This is a genomic window from Bradyrhizobium sp. UFLA05-109, from assembly GCF_054185165.1.
Genome location: NZ_JBBIAR010000025.1, coordinates 70,053 through 87,028, shown reverse-complemented (window position 1 = coordinate 87,028; position 16,976 = coordinate 70,053). Strand labels below are relative to the sequence as shown.

The window sequence follows — 16,976 nt, the reverse complement described above, 5'->3', positions numbered from 1 at the left end:
GTGAATAAGTCTCTGATTTCGCTATTTTAAGGAACGGCTATGGCAATTGGCCGTTGGCGAGGCGTGCGGTATGACGGTATCGTGGCGTAGGTGGTGTCGCGCGCTCATGCGCGGCCGGGGGTGAATTCGATGACGCTGGCAATGCTGATCGCGGGGATTTTCGCCTTTGTGGCGGGTCTCCTCACGGTCCTTTGGGGCATCTCGCTCAAGGAATTCAGTCTCGGTAGTACCCTCATACTCAGCGGGACCATCGGCGTCTGCTCCGGGATGTTACTGATGGCCCTGTACGCCGTCGTCCAGGAGCTGAAGGGCATCTCCCGCAGGCTCGCCGCAACGACAGCACTGTCCGAGGTTCGGGTCAGGCCGGTGCTGCCGCCCGGCCTTGCGACGGCGGGCGTGCCTGGGCCGGAAGCGGTTCCTGCCGAGGCCGGTAAGGTCGAGCCGCCGATGCCGGTGTCTCCGGCTGCGCCGCCCCCTTGGCTGGATGAAGCAGCGGCGCGTACGCGCGCCGAAGTGCCGCCGGTGCCGGAAGCGCCTGAAGCACCGCGCCGGCGCAATCTCTTGTTCGCTTCGACCTCGCGCAAGGAGCGCGAGCGCGCGCAGGCCAAGGCCTCCGAGGCCGCACCGGGTGAGGAGCATCCGACACCCGAGCCTGCCGAACCGCCGCCGGCAAGCTTCGACGATGCCTGGCCGAAGCCCGAACGGATGCGGCCGCCAGAGGCAACGCCGCCGCGCCGACCGCCGCGTGCAACCTCGACCTTTTCGGAAGCTGCGCCGCCGCCGGCACCTGAGCCGCGTCCGGCGCCACCGGCCGAGCAGCCGGCCGTCACCGTGCTCAAATCGGGCGTGGTCGACGGGATGGCTTATTCGCTCTATTCCGACGGCTCGATCGAGGCGCAGATGCCTGAAGGCATGATGCGCTTCGCCTCGATCGACGAGCTGCGCACGCATCTCGACCAGCGGTCCTGAGGTCCATCCGTGTCAGAAGCTGCGGGTAAAAACTTCATCGAGCTGACGGCGAACATCGTCTCGGCGTATGTCAGTAACAATCCGACGCCGGCGGCAGAGATTCCGAACCTGATCAGCCAGGTGCATGGCGCGCTGGTGCGGGTCTCTTCGGGGCGGAACGAGGCGCCGCTCGAGCCGGCAAAGCCCGCGGTATCGCTGAAGAAGTCGATCGCGCCGGACTATCTCGTGTGCCTCGAGGACGGCAAGCGCTTCAAGTCGCTGAAGCGCCATCTGCGCACCCAGTACAGCATGACGCCCGAGCAATATCGCGAGAAATGGGGTCTGCCGGCCGACTATCCCATGGTCGCGCCGAACTATGCGGTGGCGCGCTCGCAATTGGCGAAGAAGATGGGGTTGGGGCAGCAGCAGAGAAAGCGCAAATAGCGTTCCGTCACGAGGCTTCCGCGAGCGCCTCGCGCGCATCGGTGCGGATGCGTTCCACCATCGAGCGCAGGCCGTTGGAGCGCTGTGGCGTCAGATGGTCTCGAAAGCCGAACTCGTCGAACACCGCGAGCGCGTCGGTGGAAAGAATTTCCTGCGGCGTGCGGTTGGAATAGAGCGAAAGCAGGATCGCGACCAGCCCGCGCACGATATGGGCGTCGCTATCGCCGCGATACTTCAGGACCGGCGTGCCATTCCCGCGATCGATCCGCTTGGACAGCCAGACCTGGCTGACGCAGCCCTGCACCTTGTTGTCGGCGGAGTGTTCCGCCTCCGGCATCGGTTCCAGGGAGCGGCCGAGCTCGATGACGTACCGGTAGCGGTCGTCCCACTCGTCCAGAATCTCGAAATTATCCCTGATTTCGTCGATCGTCGTCATGATGGCCCGCGTGTGATCTCACGGCCAATATAGGGACGCAAGGACGCGAAATCGATAGGGTTTGGGCGCTAATTCGCCGTTTCCGGCCCGCGCCATTCGAGCGCCAGGTCGTCCTGGGTCAGGGTGTCGCGCTGTGCCGGAGTGGGGTCGAGATCGGCTTCAGCCATGCTGCCGATCGAGCCGGTGTGGTCCGGCGCCTTCTTGTCATTCTTGTTGTCATTCTTGCCGTTGGTGATCTGCTCCTTCTTGTCATTGATGATCTGGTAGAGCTTGCGCGCTCCGTCCTGCGCCCGCTGGCCGATGATGGTCGCGGCCTGTCCGCCGACTTCGCAGGCCGCCGGCTGCCGCTTGCAGAACTGGCTCATGTCGGAGACGGCCGCGGTCGCAGCCGAGACTGCCTCGGCGGCGCCGACCTGCGGCAGCTTCTCCGATTCGAGAGTCTTGTCTCGCGGCAGGAGTACCAGCACCAGCCCGAGCCAGAATGTGATGCGGAGCAGAAAGCGCATCTTGCGACCTGTGTGTTAGATCCAGCCGGCGGCACCCCCGCGGGCCTTCGACCTAGCAACTCTCGATAAATCGCAAGTGATTGCGTTGAGCTTAATTCGGCGAAAATATGTGTGGGATTTGAACGAATCGAAAGCCTCGTAAATTTTCGATTGATGCAGGCTCGCGATCGCCGGTTGGCGCCCTTGCACCAATTCGAAACCATAAGGCGGAGGATGCGGAAACCCCGCGTTCACCATCCGCGCGAATGAAACCGTCAAATCGCGTAAAATTCCTCGCAATCACACGGTGTTCTGCCGCATGCGCCACCGCCTTAGCGTTCGTTTAATGTCACTCTGACACGGTGGCTCAACGACAAGGAGGCGTTCCGGCGCGTCTTTTCGATGCATGAGCCGAAGCGCGAGACCCGTGACAGTTTTGAGTATCATCCGCGATTGTCTCGATGCGCTGCTACATCCCTCGGCGCGTTATGACGCGCTGACGCGGGCACGCCATCGGGCTTTCATGGCCCCCAGGCTCCTCGGCAGTCTCGCCGCCTTTGCCGCATTCCCGATTTATCTTGCCATGCGCGGCGCACCCAGCGCGATCGAGGTCGCGGCCTTCGCCTGGCTGATCGCGCCGATTCTTCTGTCGTGGTTCCTTTCGCGCACCGGCCGCTATGAAGGTGCCCATGTGCTGTCGTCGCTGGCGCTCGCCGGGCTGATCATGGCCGTGGCGGTGACCACGGGCGGCATCGAATCGTTTGCCGCAGTCTGGCTGGTCGTCGTTCCCTTGGAGGCTGCGCTGTCGGCCTCGCGCCGTGTCGCGGCCTTTGCTTCGGTGCTGGCGCTGTCCTGCGTGGCGCTCCTGATCCTGTTCGGTCATCTCGACTGGTTGCCGCTCGACCAGGCCAATGCGGCCGAACGCGGCATGTTCACCGCGTTCGGCGTTGCGTCCGCGACGCTTTATGCGACGGGTCTTGCTTTCGGCGCTGAATCGCTGGCGCGCACCAGCGTTGCGCTGTTGTCGCGCGAAGAGGAGCGCTATCGCCTGCTGGCGCGCAACATGAGCGACGTCATCTCGCGCCATCGGCGCAACGGCGCAGTCCAGTTCATCTCGCCGGCTGTCGAGGCCATGCTCGGCCTGCCGGTCGCCCAGCTCACTGGTCACGGCCTGTTCGACCGCGTTCACGTCGCCGACCGTCCGGCCTATCTCACCGCGCTGTCGGACGCCGCGCGCGGCGACGTGCGCAGCGTCGAGTTCCGGCTGCGGCGGGAGATCGGCGGCAGTGAGCGCGGCCAGGTCGATTTCATCTGGGTCGAGATGCGCTGCCGGCCGCTCGACCAGGACCTGGTTGACAAGGATTTGGTTGACCGGGATTTGGGCCGCGACCTGACGCGCGAGCCCGAGGTCGTCGCCGTGATGCGCGACATCACCGATCGCAAGATGCAGGAGCAGGCGCTCGATCAGGCCCGCAGCGCCGCGGAAGCGGCCGATGCTGCCAAGACACGCTTCCTCGCCACCATGAGCCACGAGTTGCGCACGCCGCTCAACGCCATCATCGGCTTCTCCGAGATGATCGCGCAGGAGCAGACCCTGATGCTCGGTGTGGCCCAGCGCAAGGAATACGCAGAGCTCATCAACGCTTCCGGTCAGCACCTGCTGTCGGTCGTCAACGGCATCCTCGACATGTCGAAGATGGAATCCGGCAAGTTCGAGATTTCGCCGGAACCGTTCGGGCCGCGCGCCGCGCTGTTGCATTGCTGCAATCTGCTCGCGCTGAAGGCGCGCGAGAACGGCATCGATCTCATCACCGATGCGCCGCAGGATTTGCCGGTGATGACCGGCGATCCGCGCGCCTTCAAGCAGATCGTGCTCAACCTCGTCTCGAACGCAATCAAGTTCACCGAGCGTGGAGGGCAGGTCACCGTCGCCGCCACGGTTTCGCCATCGCACCTGTTCCTTCGCATCAGCGACACCGGCGTCGGCATCGCGCCCGACGACCTGAAACGGATTGGCGCGCCGTTCTTCCAGGCCGGCAAGACCTATCAGCGTCGTCACGAGGGCACGGGTCTCGGATTGTCGATCGTGAAGAGCCTCGTCGCCTTGCATCTCGGCGAGTTGACGATACAAAGCAAGTTCGGCGAGGGGACGGCGGTCACCATCAAGCTGCCACTCGTCTGCACGCCGCCACAAGGACGGCTGAGCGAAAGCAAGATCGCGACGCTGATGCCGCCGCCGCGCCATGATGTTCAGGACCAACCGGCTTTGGTGAAGAAAAGTGCCTAGAAAATCTGCAAGGGATGGGGATGCTCCGCGCCGCCGTGGCGCCAAGGCGGCGGTCGTCGACGTCGAGACCGAGCGCAATCTCGCGATGCGGATCCTGCTGCACAGCCCCAAGGATACCCTCGCCGGTCTCGTTGCCTTCGCCGCGGTCAGCGCCATCGTCGCCAACGCGCTGTTCCTGCAAACCGGCCGCCATCCGGCGCCGATGTTCGGCACCGTGATCAATCTGCCGGCGCCATCGGCCGCTGCGTTGTCGAGCCCGCTGCCGCGGCCGCGCCCGCTCGGGGCCGATTCACTGCCGCTCGAGCCGAAGCCGATGGAGTTCCGCATCGCTGAGCCCAAGGCGGCGGAGAAGCTGCCGGTGCCCGAGAAGGCTGCCGAGGCAACGGCCTCGACCTCCAGATTCGCCGATCCCCTGACCAATCTCGTCAAGGCCACGGCGACAACGCCTCCGTCGCAGTCGGTCGTTGTCGCGCGCCCGCCGGCGCCGATCCCGGCGCAGCAAAGCCCCGCCATGCGTCGCGTCGCCGCCGTGCAGCGCGCGCTCTCCGAATATGGGTACGGGCAATTGAAGGTGACCGGGTCGATTTCCGGCGAAACCCAGGCCGCGATCCAGAAGTTCGAGCGCGAGCACAAGATGCCGGTGACCGGTCAGGTCTCCGACCGCCTGTTGCGTGAGCTTGCGGCCGTGATCGGACATCCAGTCGAATAATCGCCATTGCTTGGCGCGGACACTGGTGTGGTCTCCGCGGCTGGCCTATCGTCTTGTCCATGCGATTGAAATCGAACATATGGGTGGCGGCCTACTTGCGCCGCTGCCAGACTGAAGGCGTGTTCGGCGCGGTGCGCCGGCGCGGCGCCGAGGAGGCGGGGGCCGTCTTCGTCAAGGTGTCGCTGCTTGACGGAAACGCGATGCTGTACGTGCCCGCGCCGCAGACCGTCTATGACGACGGCCGGCCGGTCGACCGCTTCTTCGTGCCGATGGCGCCGCAGCCTTTGCCGGAGCCTGCGGTCGAGGAGCGGCTCACCAAGGAAATCCGTTTCGACCCCGACGCCTGGATCGTGGAGACCGAGGACCGCGCCGGGCGGCATTTTCTGGAGTTGGCGCGCGCCTGAGGATCTAAAGCGCGATGTGATTGGGATGAATCGTCATCGCGCTTTAGGTTGTTGTTTGAGCATGATCTCCGCGCAAACGCGTTCCGCGTTTGTCGCGAGGGAAAACCGCTGCACACTTTTCCGGACCATGCTCTAGCGCTCCGACCCGCCGGTGCCTGTCCGCATCGGCGGGATCGCGCCGGGCTGCACCAAAGGCCGCGGCTGGCTCGCGCCGCTACGCGCGCGCTGGCGTTCGCCGTCGTAGAGCGACGACTGATATTTTGCGCGCGTCAAGGCGAGCGTCGAGCCGCGCCAGGCGGCGAGCATCACCAGCGCCGAGCGATCGCTGAGCCGGTCATAGAGCCGCGACAGCCGGTAGACGGTGTTCACGGACATTCCGATCTCCGGCTTGAAGAACAGGAGGATGCGCTGGAAGTTGGGACTCGGCATGTCGAGCGCGCGCGCGGCAACCGCAAGCGCTTCCCCACCGGCATCATCCACGATCTGCGAGGCCACGCGCGAGGGCAGGATCAGGCTCTCGCCGAGCTCCAGCGTGAAACTCTCGGTGTCCTCGGCATAGGCCGCCCACTCCAGCGTCTGGATCGCGCGCGTGGCGCGGGCGGTCGGAATGCGAGGCGCGGCCTTCAGGGGAGTCTGGGCGAGATTGTGCAGGATCAGCGCGCGCTCCGAGGCCGTCGCACGGAAGAACATGTCGTGGATCTCGGCGGCATCCTTTGGCTGCATCGCCATGTTCGCGGACATGCGCAGTTCCGCATCGGTCGGCGTGCGAGCCGGCGCGGCCGCTTCGGGCGGAGCGGGGATCTCGCGCGCCAGCGGAATCCGGCGGCCCTCATCCACGGGCAGCAGCCCCAGCCTCTGCATGATCGGCGCAGGGGTTGCAGGATAGATCGCAAGACGAGCCTTCACTGCGGCGCGCGTCGCATCGTCGACCTGCTCGATCAGCCGCGAGGCGAGCTCGACGAATTGCCGCTCCTCGTCGCCGCTATGGCTCTTCGCCTGCACGTAAAGATCGGTCAGCACGCGCAAAAGCGTGGGTCGAATATCGACGCCTTCGCGACGGGACAGGGTAATGAGCCCGTCGAATGCTGGAAATAGCGGCTTGGTCATGAGGCGTACGCAACTCGGGAAAATCGTCTGCATCAGCCTATCGCGGGTTGTTTTAAAGGCTCGTTAAGGAAAACGAGGCGTGAAGCCGGTGCTGCGGTTTCAGCTGTTGTCGTGCCGCAACGGGACGGCGCGTCTGACCCGTGAGGTTACGGTCCGGCTGGCGCGTTTACACCCCGTTAACCATGTGCTGATCTTAATGGCACCCATGTTGTGAGGACCGTTCGGTCGCGCGGCAATAGAAGAGAGCTGACATGGGGACCATCATTGAATTTCCGGCCGGTCGCCGGCTGGACTCATCGGGGGATGTCGCTCCGCTCGCAGAGACGGGGAGGGTGTTGATCCTTCCCGTGATCCGCATCGAGCGTGAATCGGACGAGACCAGCGGCGGTCGTGGACCGGCAGAGGGCACCGCGCCGGGACGCCGCCGCAGGCGTCGCTAAAAGTCCGGCCTTCGTGCAAATGCCGAACCCACATCACAAGATCCGGTGTTTCGCATCGGCCCTGTTGCTCGCGCTGACCGGCGCGACGCTCGGTGCCTGTAGCGGCGGCGATTTCGGTCGCACCCGCGAGGACATGCGCAGCGACGACATGCACCGCTGGCTGGGTCTTGAGGTGACGGGCAGCCTTGGTCTCAGGGCTTCGCAATTCCAGCTCACCGACGACGAGCGCCAGCTTCGCGACCTCGCCTATCCCATGATCGAGCCGCCGCTGTCGCGTCCCGCCTGGAAGAGCGTGTTCGGCGACTACAAGGCGTTGCCGTCGCCCTGGCAGCAGAAGGTGGTGTTCGACCGCACCATGTACGGCCGCACCCTGATTGACGAGCCACACCGCTCGCATTCCTCGCGCTATGCGCAGCTCATCGAGGACGTGCGCAACGACATCACGCGGTTCGAGCCGTTCTTCGCCAGTGCGATCCGCGTCATCGATCTCGACAAGAAGCGCGATGCCAGCATGGCGCGCGTCTCCGAGCTGTCGCCGAGAGAGAAGGCGGATGCGGTCGCGCGCATGCAGGAGAACTCGCTGATCGTTCAGTGGGTGCAGCAATGCCTGGAGCAGCGCGTCTCGTCCTATCGCTGGGCGCTGGAGCGGCTGGTGATCCAGGCGCCCGACGGCATGGCGGCGGACGCCGACCGCCTGATCGGCGAGCTCGCTGCGCAGACCGCCAATCCGCCGGTCGCGGCCCAGCCGCCTTACGGCCGCGCAGTCGCCGTGCGCGGCTGAGCAGGTCGTGCACCGTGATCAGGGGGCCCGGGTCACGCCTGATGTGTGCTGATCCGCCAATAGCGGCACGATAGCAGACCTCGCCGGGGGGCACGGAAGGCCACGAGGAGACATGGCGTGCTCGAGAGCGCTTGCGCCTCAGAAATTCGCTTCGAGTCGGCCGACCACAGCTCAATTTAGGCCAGCGAGAATTGCGCGGATGAACGGCTCTTTGGCGGCGAGATACTGTTGAATGCCGCTGGTATTCTCACGTTCCAGCTTAAGCTTGAGTTCTTGGTACCTCATCCGATCCGCTGGGTGCTGTCGCAAATGGTCTCGAAATCGCAGCATTCTCGCGATTTGCGCGTGACCTTCCCGGCAGATATGAAGCTTGTGTGTCCGGATACCGGCAACATCGCGTTTGAAGAAATGATGGCCCTGGGACAGATCGCCACCGCGTCGATAGCCCATCTCTTCAAACGATCGGGTCCAATCTTCGATCGCATCGGTGAGATTGATCACCGCAAGTATGTCGATTTCGCCTTTCGCAGCTAGTTCGGGCACGGCGGTGCTCCCAACGTGATGGATCGCCACCAAAGCTGGCCCGAAGATAGGCCGCAGGCGCGCCTCCTCGTTTGCATATTCTTGCGGCCACCTGGGATCGTAAGGCCTTATCGGGCTCGTGAGCAGCATGCGCAAACGTTAGCCGAGATGTGGACCCGGAGAAAGGATAAGAGTTAGCGGCTTCCCGCTTCGGGTCAGGACACGGAAGTCGTGGCCAGTCCGAGCTATGTCTTGTTTACTCTTAGAAACGGCGGAAAAGCGGACGTGCCAAAATCGACGCTCTGGGCCAACAGCGGAAGTCGACGGCTTGCTATTGCTCGGTCGGCCGCAGCCTCAATAACTGACGTGCCCCGCTGGCGAACAGTTTTACCAGCAACGGGCACGGAAGCGATCGACTCGAACCTCGTCGACGTGGAATTGGCCCCAGGGAGTTCCTTTGTGACGCCGCGCGCTTGGGTCTGGGTCTGTCAGTCGAGGCTCCGGCGCCAGGCGCCGGGACTGTTGCCGATCATGCGCGTAAAGACGCGTGTAAAATGACTTTGATCAACAAAACCGCAGGTCAAACCCACCTCCGAAAGCGAAAGAGTTCGGTCGCGCATCAGGCGCTTTGCTTCATCGATCCGGCGCCGCAACAACCATTGATGGGGCGACAACCCTATTGACCGGCGGAATGCTCGGGCAAAATGACTAACCGACACTCCGCAATCGGCTGCAAGGTCCGCCAATGATAAGTTAGCGTCAAGATTGGCCGCCAGCTTTTCTTCCGCTCGCTTGATCTGCCACGGAGCCAGCCCGCCTCGTTGCGGGCGGACCACCAATTGCATGCCGCCATAGGTCTTGGCGACGTGAATGCCCACTGCCGTCGTCACTTGCTCGACAAAAATGCGGCAGGTCTCTTGAGGCGATTGAAAGGCTGGCAGGAGCGAAGAAACCAAAGCCTGCATCACATTGTCATTCACGCCAACACCCGGTTGGTAATGCAGTTCTTTGATGCGCGGTGCCTCGACATGATCCGCGATGGCGTTCAAAGCGGTGCGCGGGAAGTAAAAGTGGACGCAATGAATGGACTTGTTGATATTAAATCGTGGGTCACGCTTTAGATCGTACAAGGTCGTCTGTCCAGCTCTCAACGCTTTCATTGGAGTGGCGCGTTCATCCTCAAAATATTCATGGATCGGATAATCGACGAGGTGATATCCAACGAGATAGGCGTCTTCACGAGCAAGCTCCGCCGATATGCCGTGCTCTGGATTGTCGGAACGGAGCTCGGTGACTGCGATGTTACCATTTTTAAGCGAGCGCGAAACAAATGCGGTCGCTTCTGAGCGCAAGGCCTCGCCGAACCGCTTTCCGAAGGCAGTGCTTTCCTGCATTGTTCGTCTCGGCTGATCCGAAAGATGCTGCGGCTTGTTGCGTGTCGTTCAGTACGAACTCGCAACATCCGCAATACCCCCGCGGCTACTGTGCAACAACCGAAACTATTGAAACTCATCGTTTCCAATTATTACAGGTGCGGCTGAACTCGCTCACTCTTGGCTAGGTCCATCCCAAGGAAAGTATGATCGTACAAGTGGCGTGCGGCGACGTAAGGCTAATCAGGGCGACGGGGCTTACATGAATGCATGCAACGTGGCCCATCCCTCACGATTGCTCCTCTTTAGCCAAACCTCAGCCAATCAAACAGCGTCCACCATGCCAACTGCTCAAACGAGAGCCTGCGCGATCCTTGTGGAGTTCGAAAGGGCTCAAACCGAGCTTGTTGGCAAAGCGATAACTCTGACTAACGGAACGGCTGGAACAGTGGACAGGCTTTGGCTTGATGAACTCCACGGCCTTCGAGTTTCTATCCGAAGCCAGTGTGGCAACTGGCCGGTCTCCACAATAAAACTTGCGGAGAAGTAGGGAGGTTCTGGCGGATCGCGCAACCGTCCTGCTGCGACCCAAGCAAGACAGCTCCGGGTCAGAATGCGAAGAACTCACGAGAGCAAATCTCGTCCGCTGTGCCTCGCTAAGCGGACCTCGACGAGGCATATGCCACTTCGCTCATGTGCTGATTCGGACATTGTCCTAACTCGCTTGGTGCTAGGATCAACCATAGAATCCGGAGAATACCTTTTGCCTTGAGTGGATCAGCCAGGGGAGGTTCCGACGGTGCTTACCCTAACCGAAGCAGCAATCGCCAGGGTTTTGAAATACGAACAACTCATACCCGCAATGGAAGAGGCGCTGTCAGCCTTTTCAGGCGGGCGCGTCATTCAGCCAGTGCGCAACATGCTCACGATCGAGGAAGGGAAACGCTTCCTGGGCATCATGCCCGCCGTGGCGGAAGTTGGGATGGGCGCCAAGTTAGTCTGCTTCTTTCCGAAGAACGCTGGTACGAACGTGCCGACACATCTGGCCGTGATCATGTTGTTTGAACCAGAAACAGGGAAGCCACTGGCGTTTTTGGATGGGCGGCTCATTACCGAAATGCGAACAGCGGCTGTCTCGGCAGCGGTGACAAAATATCTCGCTCCCGATGGCAGTAAGGTTCTGACGCTGCTCGGAAGCGGAGTGCAGGCGCACGCGCATCTGCACGCTCTACGGCACGTAGGTAATTTTGAAGAAGTGAGAGTATGGAGCCGGACGATGGATCATGCGCGTCGCTTTGCCGAACTGCATAATGCAGTAGCGATGGACCTCGAACCGGCTGTGCGAGGTGCAGATGTCCTGGTGACCGCAACAAACGCTGTAGAACCCTTCTTGAAGGGCGAGTGGCTGAAGCAAGGTGCACACGTGAACGCGGTCGGTTCTCCGCGGCCAACCTGGCGAGAACTCGACGATGCAGCCATGCATAATACGCTGGTTGTGGATTCCCGCGAAGCCGCCCTCAAGGAATCCGGCGACGTAATTCTGTCTAAAGCCGCTATCTTCGCAGAGGCAGGGGAGCTCTTTGCCGGCTCGAAGAAATTGCAGCGGTCAGAGACGACCATCTTCAAGTCGGTGGGACTCGCCGTCGAGGATATCGCTACTGCGCGGATCGTCTATGATGCGATTGAGGGTAGCTCAGCGCGAGAGGATGTGACCGAGAGCCCCTGGTAGAAGCACGGCCCTGTGCAGGAGGACCCGCTGATCGTCCAGTGGGTGCAGCAACGCCTGGAGCAGCCCGTCTCGTCCTATCGCTGGGCGCTGGAGCGGCAGGTGATCCAGGCGCCCGACGGCATGGCGGCGAATGCCGACCGCCTGATCGGCAAGCTCGCCGCGCGGGCCACCAACTCGCCGGTCGCTGCCGAGCCGCCTTACGGCCGGGCGGTGGCCGTCCGCGGCTGACCTTTAGGGGTAACCCCCTGTCAGTTCCGTCTGGAGGGCGGCGAGTGGCTGTGCGGCGCAGCGGCCGCGACCAGGGTCTTCTCGAACCTTCGTCGGATAGATTTGTGCTTGTCCCGCGAGCGCCGATATCGATAGATTGGGTGCGTTACATGCCTTGATTTTTGATCAATCCTTTCAACATGCGATCAGGGGCTCCGGCCATGTTCGAAAGCTATTTCATTCGCGCATTGTCTCACGGCGTTCGCCGTTTGCTTCCAGCCGCTCTCCTCCTGGCGTCAACGGGAGCGACCTACGCTCTCACCCAGGAAGCGGCGGTCGAGAACTGCCGGATGACGGTCGGCAAGCCGATCGTGCAGGCATGCATGCGTGCGGGTGGTGGGCCCGCGGGCGGAGCCAATCTCGAAGCTTGTCGCGCCAAGGCTAAACCGCAGGTCCATGCTTGCGTGCTCGCCGCCCTCAATGCCGCGAATGGCCGCGCCAATGTCGCGGTCGCGGCGCCGAAGGAAGAGGCGCCCAAGCTGGCGCCCGGGACGACACTGCCCAAAGGCTTTGTGGCGCCGCCTCGTACGATTGCCGACATCACCGCAATCCTCGATAGCGAAAAGCCGGACGAAAAGCTGATCGCGGAGCTGAAGGCGGACGCGGATTCGACGCCCACGGGCAAAGAGTCCCGCGAAGATCTCGCCCAGTTCTATTTCGACCGCGCCAATGCCCGCTCCCAGCTCGGGCGTCTCGCCGAATCCACTGCCGATGCCAACAAGGCCGTGGAAGTGGGCCGCGGGGCCGTCAGCCCGGGGATGATGGGGCGATTGTTGCAGTTGCAGTCGCTGCAATACGCCCTCGCAGGCGATCCCAAGCGCGCGCTGGAGATCATGCAAAGACTGTTGCACGAGACGATCAATGTGCCGGGCGCCAAAGGATATCAGTTCAATGCAAACCGTTCGGTTGTGTCCATTCTCCTCCAGATGGGCGATGTCGCGCAGGCCGAAGCCTATTTGCGTCGCAGCCTGACTGCGATTCAGGAACCGCGTACCAGTGGGCTTCCTGGCTGGCGAACGTCCTATGCAAAGTTCGGCCAGACCTGGGAGGGCGAAATCGAGATGACCCGCGGGTTGATTTTCGAGGCACGGGGGCAGTTTGCCGAAGCCGAGGCCGCATATCGTGCGGCGGAGGTGCGCAAGCGAGCCGGTAACAAGGCAGTGTTGGAGTCGGACAACCCGCCTGCAGAGACGCTCCTGCTGCAAGTCGTCGACAGCATGGTGTTGAATCAGGCGCGCATGAAGGCGAGGCAGGGCAGACTGGCTGAAGCCGAGGTCGATGCGCGCCGGGCGCTCTTGTCCCGGCTGAAGGACACTGGCAAATACAATCCGGTCACGCCTCGCTATGTGATGGGCCTCGCTGGCATCCTGGTCGAGGAAGGCCGCTACGAGGAGGCCGAGCAACTCGGCCGCGTCGCCATCGAGATCAACACGACGGTCGGCGTGCCCGAGGAGTCCCAAGCCACCGTGCAGTTGCTCTCGCAGCTTGCCGGCATGCTGACGCTGCGGCGCAAGACGCCTGAAGCCAACGAGATGTATGCGAGGATCGACAAGGCGGTCGCCAACTGGGATCCGCAGCGCCGCCAGGTGTTCGAGCTCAATCCGTCGCGCATCCTGTCGCTCTATGCCGCCGGCCAGATTGATGCCGGCATCGCCGCGGCCGAGCAATTGGTGAAGAAACAGGTGGGCCGGGTCGGCGAGGACCATTTCGACGCCGCCTCGGCGCGTGGAACGCTGGCGATCGGCTTGATGAGGGCGCGCCGCGATGCCGAGGCGATCCGCGAGTTCAAGGCCGCGATTCCGATCATGATGGCGAATGCGCGGGAGAACGCCGACGACGAGAACACGACTGTCGTTGCCGCGCGCAGCCAGCGGCTGCAAGGGACCGTCGAAAATTATTTCCTCCTGCTCGCACGCGCCGAGGGGATGAGCAACGAGGTCGGCGAAGAGACCTTTGCCCTTGCCGATGCGATCCGCGGTCGCTCGGTCCAGCAGGCGCTGGCAGCTTCCAGCGCCCGCGCGGCGGCGAAAGATCCGGCGCTCGCCGATCTCGTGCGCAAGGAGCAGGACCTGACCAAGCAGGTCAATGCGCAACTTGGCACGCTCAACAACGTGCTCGCCATTCCCTCGACCGATCGCGACGAGAAGGGAGTTCAGCAAATCCAGGCCTCGATCGCGGCGTTGCGCGGCGAGCGCGACAAGGCGCGGCAGGAGATCAAGCAGAAGTTTCCATCTTACGCCGATCTGGTCTCCCCGAAGCCGCCGAGCGTCGCCGAAATCCGCGCGACGCTGGCCGACAACGAGGCGATGCTGTCGTTCTATTTCGGCCAGAACGGCAGCTTCGTCTGGGCAGTCCCCAAGTCGGGTCCGGTGGCCTTCGCGGCGGTCAACGCCAGGATCGGCGACATCGAGAGCAAGATCCGCAAGCTGCGCGAGGCGCTCGAGCCGCAGGCGGCGATGATCTCGGACATTCCTCCGTTCGACCTCAAGCTCGCCTATGAGCTTTACGAGCTCCTGCTGAAGCCGGTTGAAGGCGGCTGGAAGCCGGCGAAGAACCTGATCGTCGTCACGAACGGTGCGCTCGGCCTGCTGCCGCTTTCATTGCTGCCGACGGCGCCGGCGGAGGTGACGCAGGATGACGACCCGCTGTTCGTCAGCTATCGCAACGTGCCTTGGCTTGCGCGCACCCACGCGGTGACCACGGTGCCGTCGGCGGCTGCCTTGCTGACGCTGCGACAGTTGCCGCCTGGCAAGCCTGGACGCAGCGAGCTGGTGGCGTTCGGCGATCCCTATTTCAACAGGGATCAGCAGGCCGAGGCCGAAGCTACCGATGCCAAGGTCCAGGTTGCGGATAACGGCGGCAACGTGACGCGCGGCATGCCTTTGAAGCGGCGCAACAGTCCGAAGCTCGATGGCGTCGACAGCGCCGAGCTCGCGCTGCTGCCCCGGCTGCCCGACACAGCGGACGAGTTGAAGTCGATCGCGATCGCCTTGCAGGCCGACCCGTCGAAGGTCTTGTTCCTCGGCAGCAAGGCAACGGAGAGCGCGGTCAAGACCATGAATCTCTCCGGCTTCAAGATCCTCGCCTTCGCGACCCATGGCCTCGTGCCGGGCGAGCTCAACGGTCTGACCCAGCCGGCACTCGCACTGTCCTCTCCGGCGGTGACGGGCGAGGAGGGGGATGGCCTCTTGACCATGGAAGAGATTCTCGGCCTCAAGCTCGATGCGGACTGGGTCATCCTGTCGGCGTGCAACACCGGCGCCGGAGCAGGGGCCGGTGCCGAGGCGGCCTCGGGGCTTGGCCGCGCCTTTTTCTACGCCGGAACGCGCGCGCTTCTAGTCACGAACTGGTCGGTGCATTCGCAATCGGCGCGGCAACTGGTGACGGACCTGTTCAAGCGACAGGCGGACGATCCGAAGATCGGACGAAGCGAGGCGCTGCGCCAGGCGATGATGGCTCTCGTCGACGGCCCGGGCTATCTTAACGGCGAGGGCAAGACCGAATTCGCCTACGCGCATCCGCTGTTCTGGGCGCCGTACTCGATCATCGGCGACGGCGGGGTGCGCTAGCGGGAAGTGGTGCGTGGGAAGGATTGAATGAGGATGATGCGGAAGACGTTGCTCGGGCTTGTCGCGGCTGGCCTCTTGAGTTCGGGGGTCGCGCAGGCGACGCAGTTGATCACGGAAGACGAAGCCAAGCTGCCGCCGCCAAGGGGCGCCATCGCGACCGATCGGCGCGGCATCTTGCGCGGCCCGAAGGTTGAAGTGGTTTCGCCCAGCGATGCCGCCAGCTCGCCGCTGCGGTTGCAACTCAAGTTCGAGTCGTTTGGCGGCGCGAAGATCGACCCCGACTCGGTCAAGGTGATCTTCCTGCGCTCGCCCAATGTCGACCTGACCGCGCGGGTCAAGCCGTTCATCCAGGCCGACGGCATCAACATGCAGGACGCCGAGTTGCCGCCGGGCGAGTATATCGTGCGGGTCGACATCAAGGACAGCGACGGCCGCCCCGGCACCGCCAGCTTCACCCTGAAAGTCGCGCCGAAATGAAGCGATGAAGTGTCCCTATTGCCAGTCGGACAATGTCGAGGTTGCGCTGGTCTGCGCCTCCTGTGCGCGCGATATCGCCATTCCCGCCACGCTGATCGCCGAACGCGACGATCTGTTGCGCAAGCGGGAGCTGCTTCGTGACGAGTTGCGACGCGCCAGAGCCGAGATCGAGGCGATCATGACCCGCAGGAAGTCGCGCTGACGATGGAGTGCCCGTTCTGCGCCGAGACCATCAAGGATGAAGCGATCGCGTGCAAGCACTGCTCGCGCGACTTGCGCGTCGTGCGCCCGATGCTCGCCGAGATCGATGAGATCGTCGCTGATCTCGACCGGCTCAGGCGCGATCTCGACCGGGTCGGTGCCAGGCTCGAGCGCTACAACAACCCCCTGCGGTACTTTGCGACCCACGCGGTTCTCTATGTCGTGATTCCCGCGCTGCTGCTCGTCACCGCGCACGTCCTCGTCACCATCACCTTCAACATCTCGCCGCTGCCGCTTCGGCTGGCGTCGATCGTCATACCTCTGCTGTTCGGCCTCGTCGCCTATCCGCTGCACCGGGTCTCCCTGATCGGCGCGCTGGTGCTGGGGGTGCTGTGCGCGGCCCTCAGCATCCAGTTGATGCTGACGGTGACGGGCATTCACGACCGCGTACCGATCCTTCCCGAAGTGTGGGTCGAGTGGCGCGAGGTCTTCGAATACGGCGCGAGCATCCTGCTCGCCTTCCTGTCCGGCAATATCCTGGGCGTCGTGATCTTCCAGGTGTTGCCGCGGGTGCTGACGCAAGGCGGCAAGCCCAACGCTTTCGCCTTCAGGATAGCGCGTCTTCTCGGCCAGCACGTCGGCGAGGAGCAACTGCGCCGCAGGGCGCGCCTGATCCAGGACCTCATGCAGACCGTCGGCCCCCTCGTCGGCGTCGCCGCCACCGCGGTCGGCTCGATCTATGCCGGATTGAAGGGCATCCTCGGGTAGGGCGGCCGGCGGCATCATTGCGCCAGGCG

Annotated in this window: 18 protein-coding genes and 1 pseudogene; 14 read left to right on the top strand and 5 right to left on the bottom strand. The window is 63.2% G+C overall.

Translation table 11 applies throughout. From position 1 onward, the window contains the following. Positions 1–129 precede the first annotated feature (129 nt). On the top strand, positions 130–969 hold the full coding sequence (locus Q3C01_RS19830; RefSeq protein ID WP_458146986.1) for a DUF308 domain-containing protein: 840 nt from the start codon (positions 130–132) through the stop codon (positions 967–969). Between the two features lie 9 nt (positions 970–978). Then, positions 979–1,392, top strand: a complete 414-nt coding sequence (locus tag Q3C01_RS19825; protein ID WP_458146985.1) for a Ros/MucR family transcriptional regulator — start codon at positions 979–981, stop codon at positions 1,390–1,392. 7 nt (positions 1,393–1,399) lie between these two features. On the opposite strand, the gene Q3C01_RS19820 is transcribed toward Q3C01_RS19825, so the two are convergent. Together Q3C01_RS19820 and Q3C01_RS19815 are read right to left on the bottom strand one after the other, a co-directional pair. Beyond that, positions 1,400–1,828 carry a SufE family protein gene (locus Q3C01_RS19820; protein ID WP_458146984.1) on the bottom strand — a complete coding sequence of 143 codons (429 nt, stop codon included), beginning with the start codon at positions 1,826–1,828 and terminating at the stop codon, positions 1,400–1,402. Between the two features lie 68 nt (positions 1,829–1,896). Continuing rightward, positions 1,897–2,334, bottom strand: a complete 438-nt coding sequence (locus Q3C01_RS19815; protein ID WP_458146983.1) for a DUF5330 domain-containing protein — start codon at positions 2,332–2,334, stop codon at positions 1,897–1,899. 385 nt (positions 2,335–2,719) lie between these two features. Between Q3C01_RS19815 and Q3C01_RS19810 the strand changes: the two genes are divergently transcribed. The 3 genes from Q3C01_RS19810 to Q3C01_RS19800 are packed head-to-tail and all read left to right on the top strand — an operon-like array spanning position 2,720 to position 5,713. After that, a complete protein-coding gene (locus Q3C01_RS19810) occupies positions 2,720–4,600 on the top strand; it encodes an ATP-binding protein (protein WP_458146982.1) in 1,881 nt (626 codons plus the stop codon). Beyond that, positions 4,593–5,309 (top strand): peptidoglycan-binding domain-containing protein, encoded by a 717-nt coding sequence (locus Q3C01_RS19805; protein WP_458146981.1) that lies wholly within the window; start codon positions 4,593–4,595, stop codon positions 5,307–5,309. Before Q3C01_RS19810 ends, Q3C01_RS19805 begins: the two co-directional genes overlap by 8 nt. A gap of 59 nt (positions 5,310–5,368) precedes the next feature. Then, the gene (locus Q3C01_RS19800; RefSeq protein ID WP_458146980.1) at positions 5,369–5,713 is read left to right on the top strand and encodes a DUF1491 family protein; all 345 of its coding nucleotides are present in this window, start codon (positions 5,369–5,371) and stop codon (positions 5,711–5,713) included. 132 nt (positions 5,714–5,845) lie between these two features. Here Q3C01_RS19800 and Q3C01_RS19795 read toward each other — a convergent pair whose 3' ends face one another. Continuing rightward, positions 5,846–6,820 carry a DUF2336 domain-containing protein gene (locus tag Q3C01_RS19795; RefSeq protein ID WP_458147023.1) on the bottom strand — a complete coding sequence of 325 codons (975 nt, stop codon included), beginning with the start codon at positions 6,818–6,820 and terminating at the stop codon, positions 5,846–5,848. 251 nt (positions 6,821–7,071) lie between these two features. Between Q3C01_RS19795 and Q3C01_RS19790 the strand changes: the two genes are divergently transcribed. Next, on the top strand, positions 7,072–7,260 hold the full coding sequence (locus Q3C01_RS19790) for a hypothetical protein (protein WP_458146979.1): 189 nt from the start codon (positions 7,072–7,074) through the stop codon (positions 7,258–7,260). Between the two features lie 19 nt (positions 7,261–7,279). Further along, the gene (locus tag Q3C01_RS19785) at positions 7,280–8,041 is read left to right on the top strand and encodes a hypothetical protein (RefSeq protein ID WP_458146978.1); all 762 of its coding nucleotides are present in this window, start codon (positions 7,280–7,282) and stop codon (positions 8,039–8,041) included. A gap of 171 nt (positions 8,042–8,212) precedes the next feature. Here the strand turns inward: Q3C01_RS19785 and Q3C01_RS19780 are convergent, their stop codons facing one another. Both Q3C01_RS19780 and Q3C01_RS19775 read right to left on the bottom strand, forming a co-directional pair. Continuing rightward, entirely contained in the window at positions 8,213–8,713 is a 501-nt protein-coding gene (locus Q3C01_RS19780) for a GrpB family protein (RefSeq protein WP_458146977.1), read from the bottom strand. Between the two features lie 338 nt (positions 8,714–9,051). Beyond that, positions 9,052–9,957, bottom strand: a complete 906-nt coding sequence (locus tag Q3C01_RS19775; RefSeq protein WP_458146976.1) for an AraC family transcriptional regulator — start codon at positions 9,955–9,957, stop codon at positions 9,052–9,054. Positions 9,958–10,276: 319 nt separating this feature from the next. Between Q3C01_RS19775 and Q3C01_RS19770 the strand changes: the two genes are divergently transcribed. From Q3C01_RS19770 to Q3C01_RS19740, 7 genes and pseudogenes are all read left to right on the top strand, one after another. Then, on the top strand, positions 10,277–10,486 hold the full coding sequence (locus Q3C01_RS19770; RefSeq protein WP_458146975.1) for a PRC-barrel domain containing protein: 210 nt from the start codon (positions 10,277–10,279) through the stop codon (positions 10,484–10,486). 249 nt (positions 10,487–10,735) lie between these two features. Further along, on the top strand, positions 10,736–11,665 hold the full coding sequence (locus tag Q3C01_RS19765) for an ornithine cyclodeaminase family protein (RefSeq protein WP_458146974.1): 930 nt from the start codon (positions 10,736–10,738) through the stop codon (positions 11,663–11,665). 12 nt (positions 11,666–11,677) lie between these two features. Next, positions 11,678–11,893 (top strand): annotated as a pseudogene (locus Q3C01_RS19760) (hypothetical protein); the annotation flags it as partial. A 200-nt stretch (positions 11,894–12,093) separates the two neighbouring features. Further along, positions 12,094–15,501, top strand: coding sequence for a CHAT domain-containing tetratricopeptide repeat protein (locus Q3C01_RS19755; RefSeq protein ID WP_458146973.1), 3,408 nt, complete (start codon positions 12,094–12,096; stop codon positions 15,499–15,501). Between the two features lie 48 nt (positions 15,502–15,549). Beyond that, on the top strand, positions 15,550–15,978 hold the full coding sequence (locus Q3C01_RS19750; protein ID WP_458146972.1) for a hypothetical protein: 429 nt from the start codon (positions 15,550–15,552) through the stop codon (positions 15,976–15,978). Between the two features lie 4 nt (positions 15,979–15,982). Next, positions 15,983–16,180, top strand: a complete 198-nt coding sequence (locus Q3C01_RS19745; RefSeq protein WP_458146971.1) for a hypothetical protein — start codon at positions 15,983–15,985, stop codon at positions 16,178–16,180. Between the two features lie 2 nt (positions 16,181–16,182). After that, the gene (locus Q3C01_RS19740) at positions 16,183–16,947 is read left to right on the top strand and encodes a hypothetical protein (RefSeq protein WP_458146970.1); all 765 of its coding nucleotides are present in this window, start codon (positions 16,183–16,185) and stop codon (positions 16,945–16,947) included. Positions 16,948–16,976: the final 29 nt, after the last annotated feature.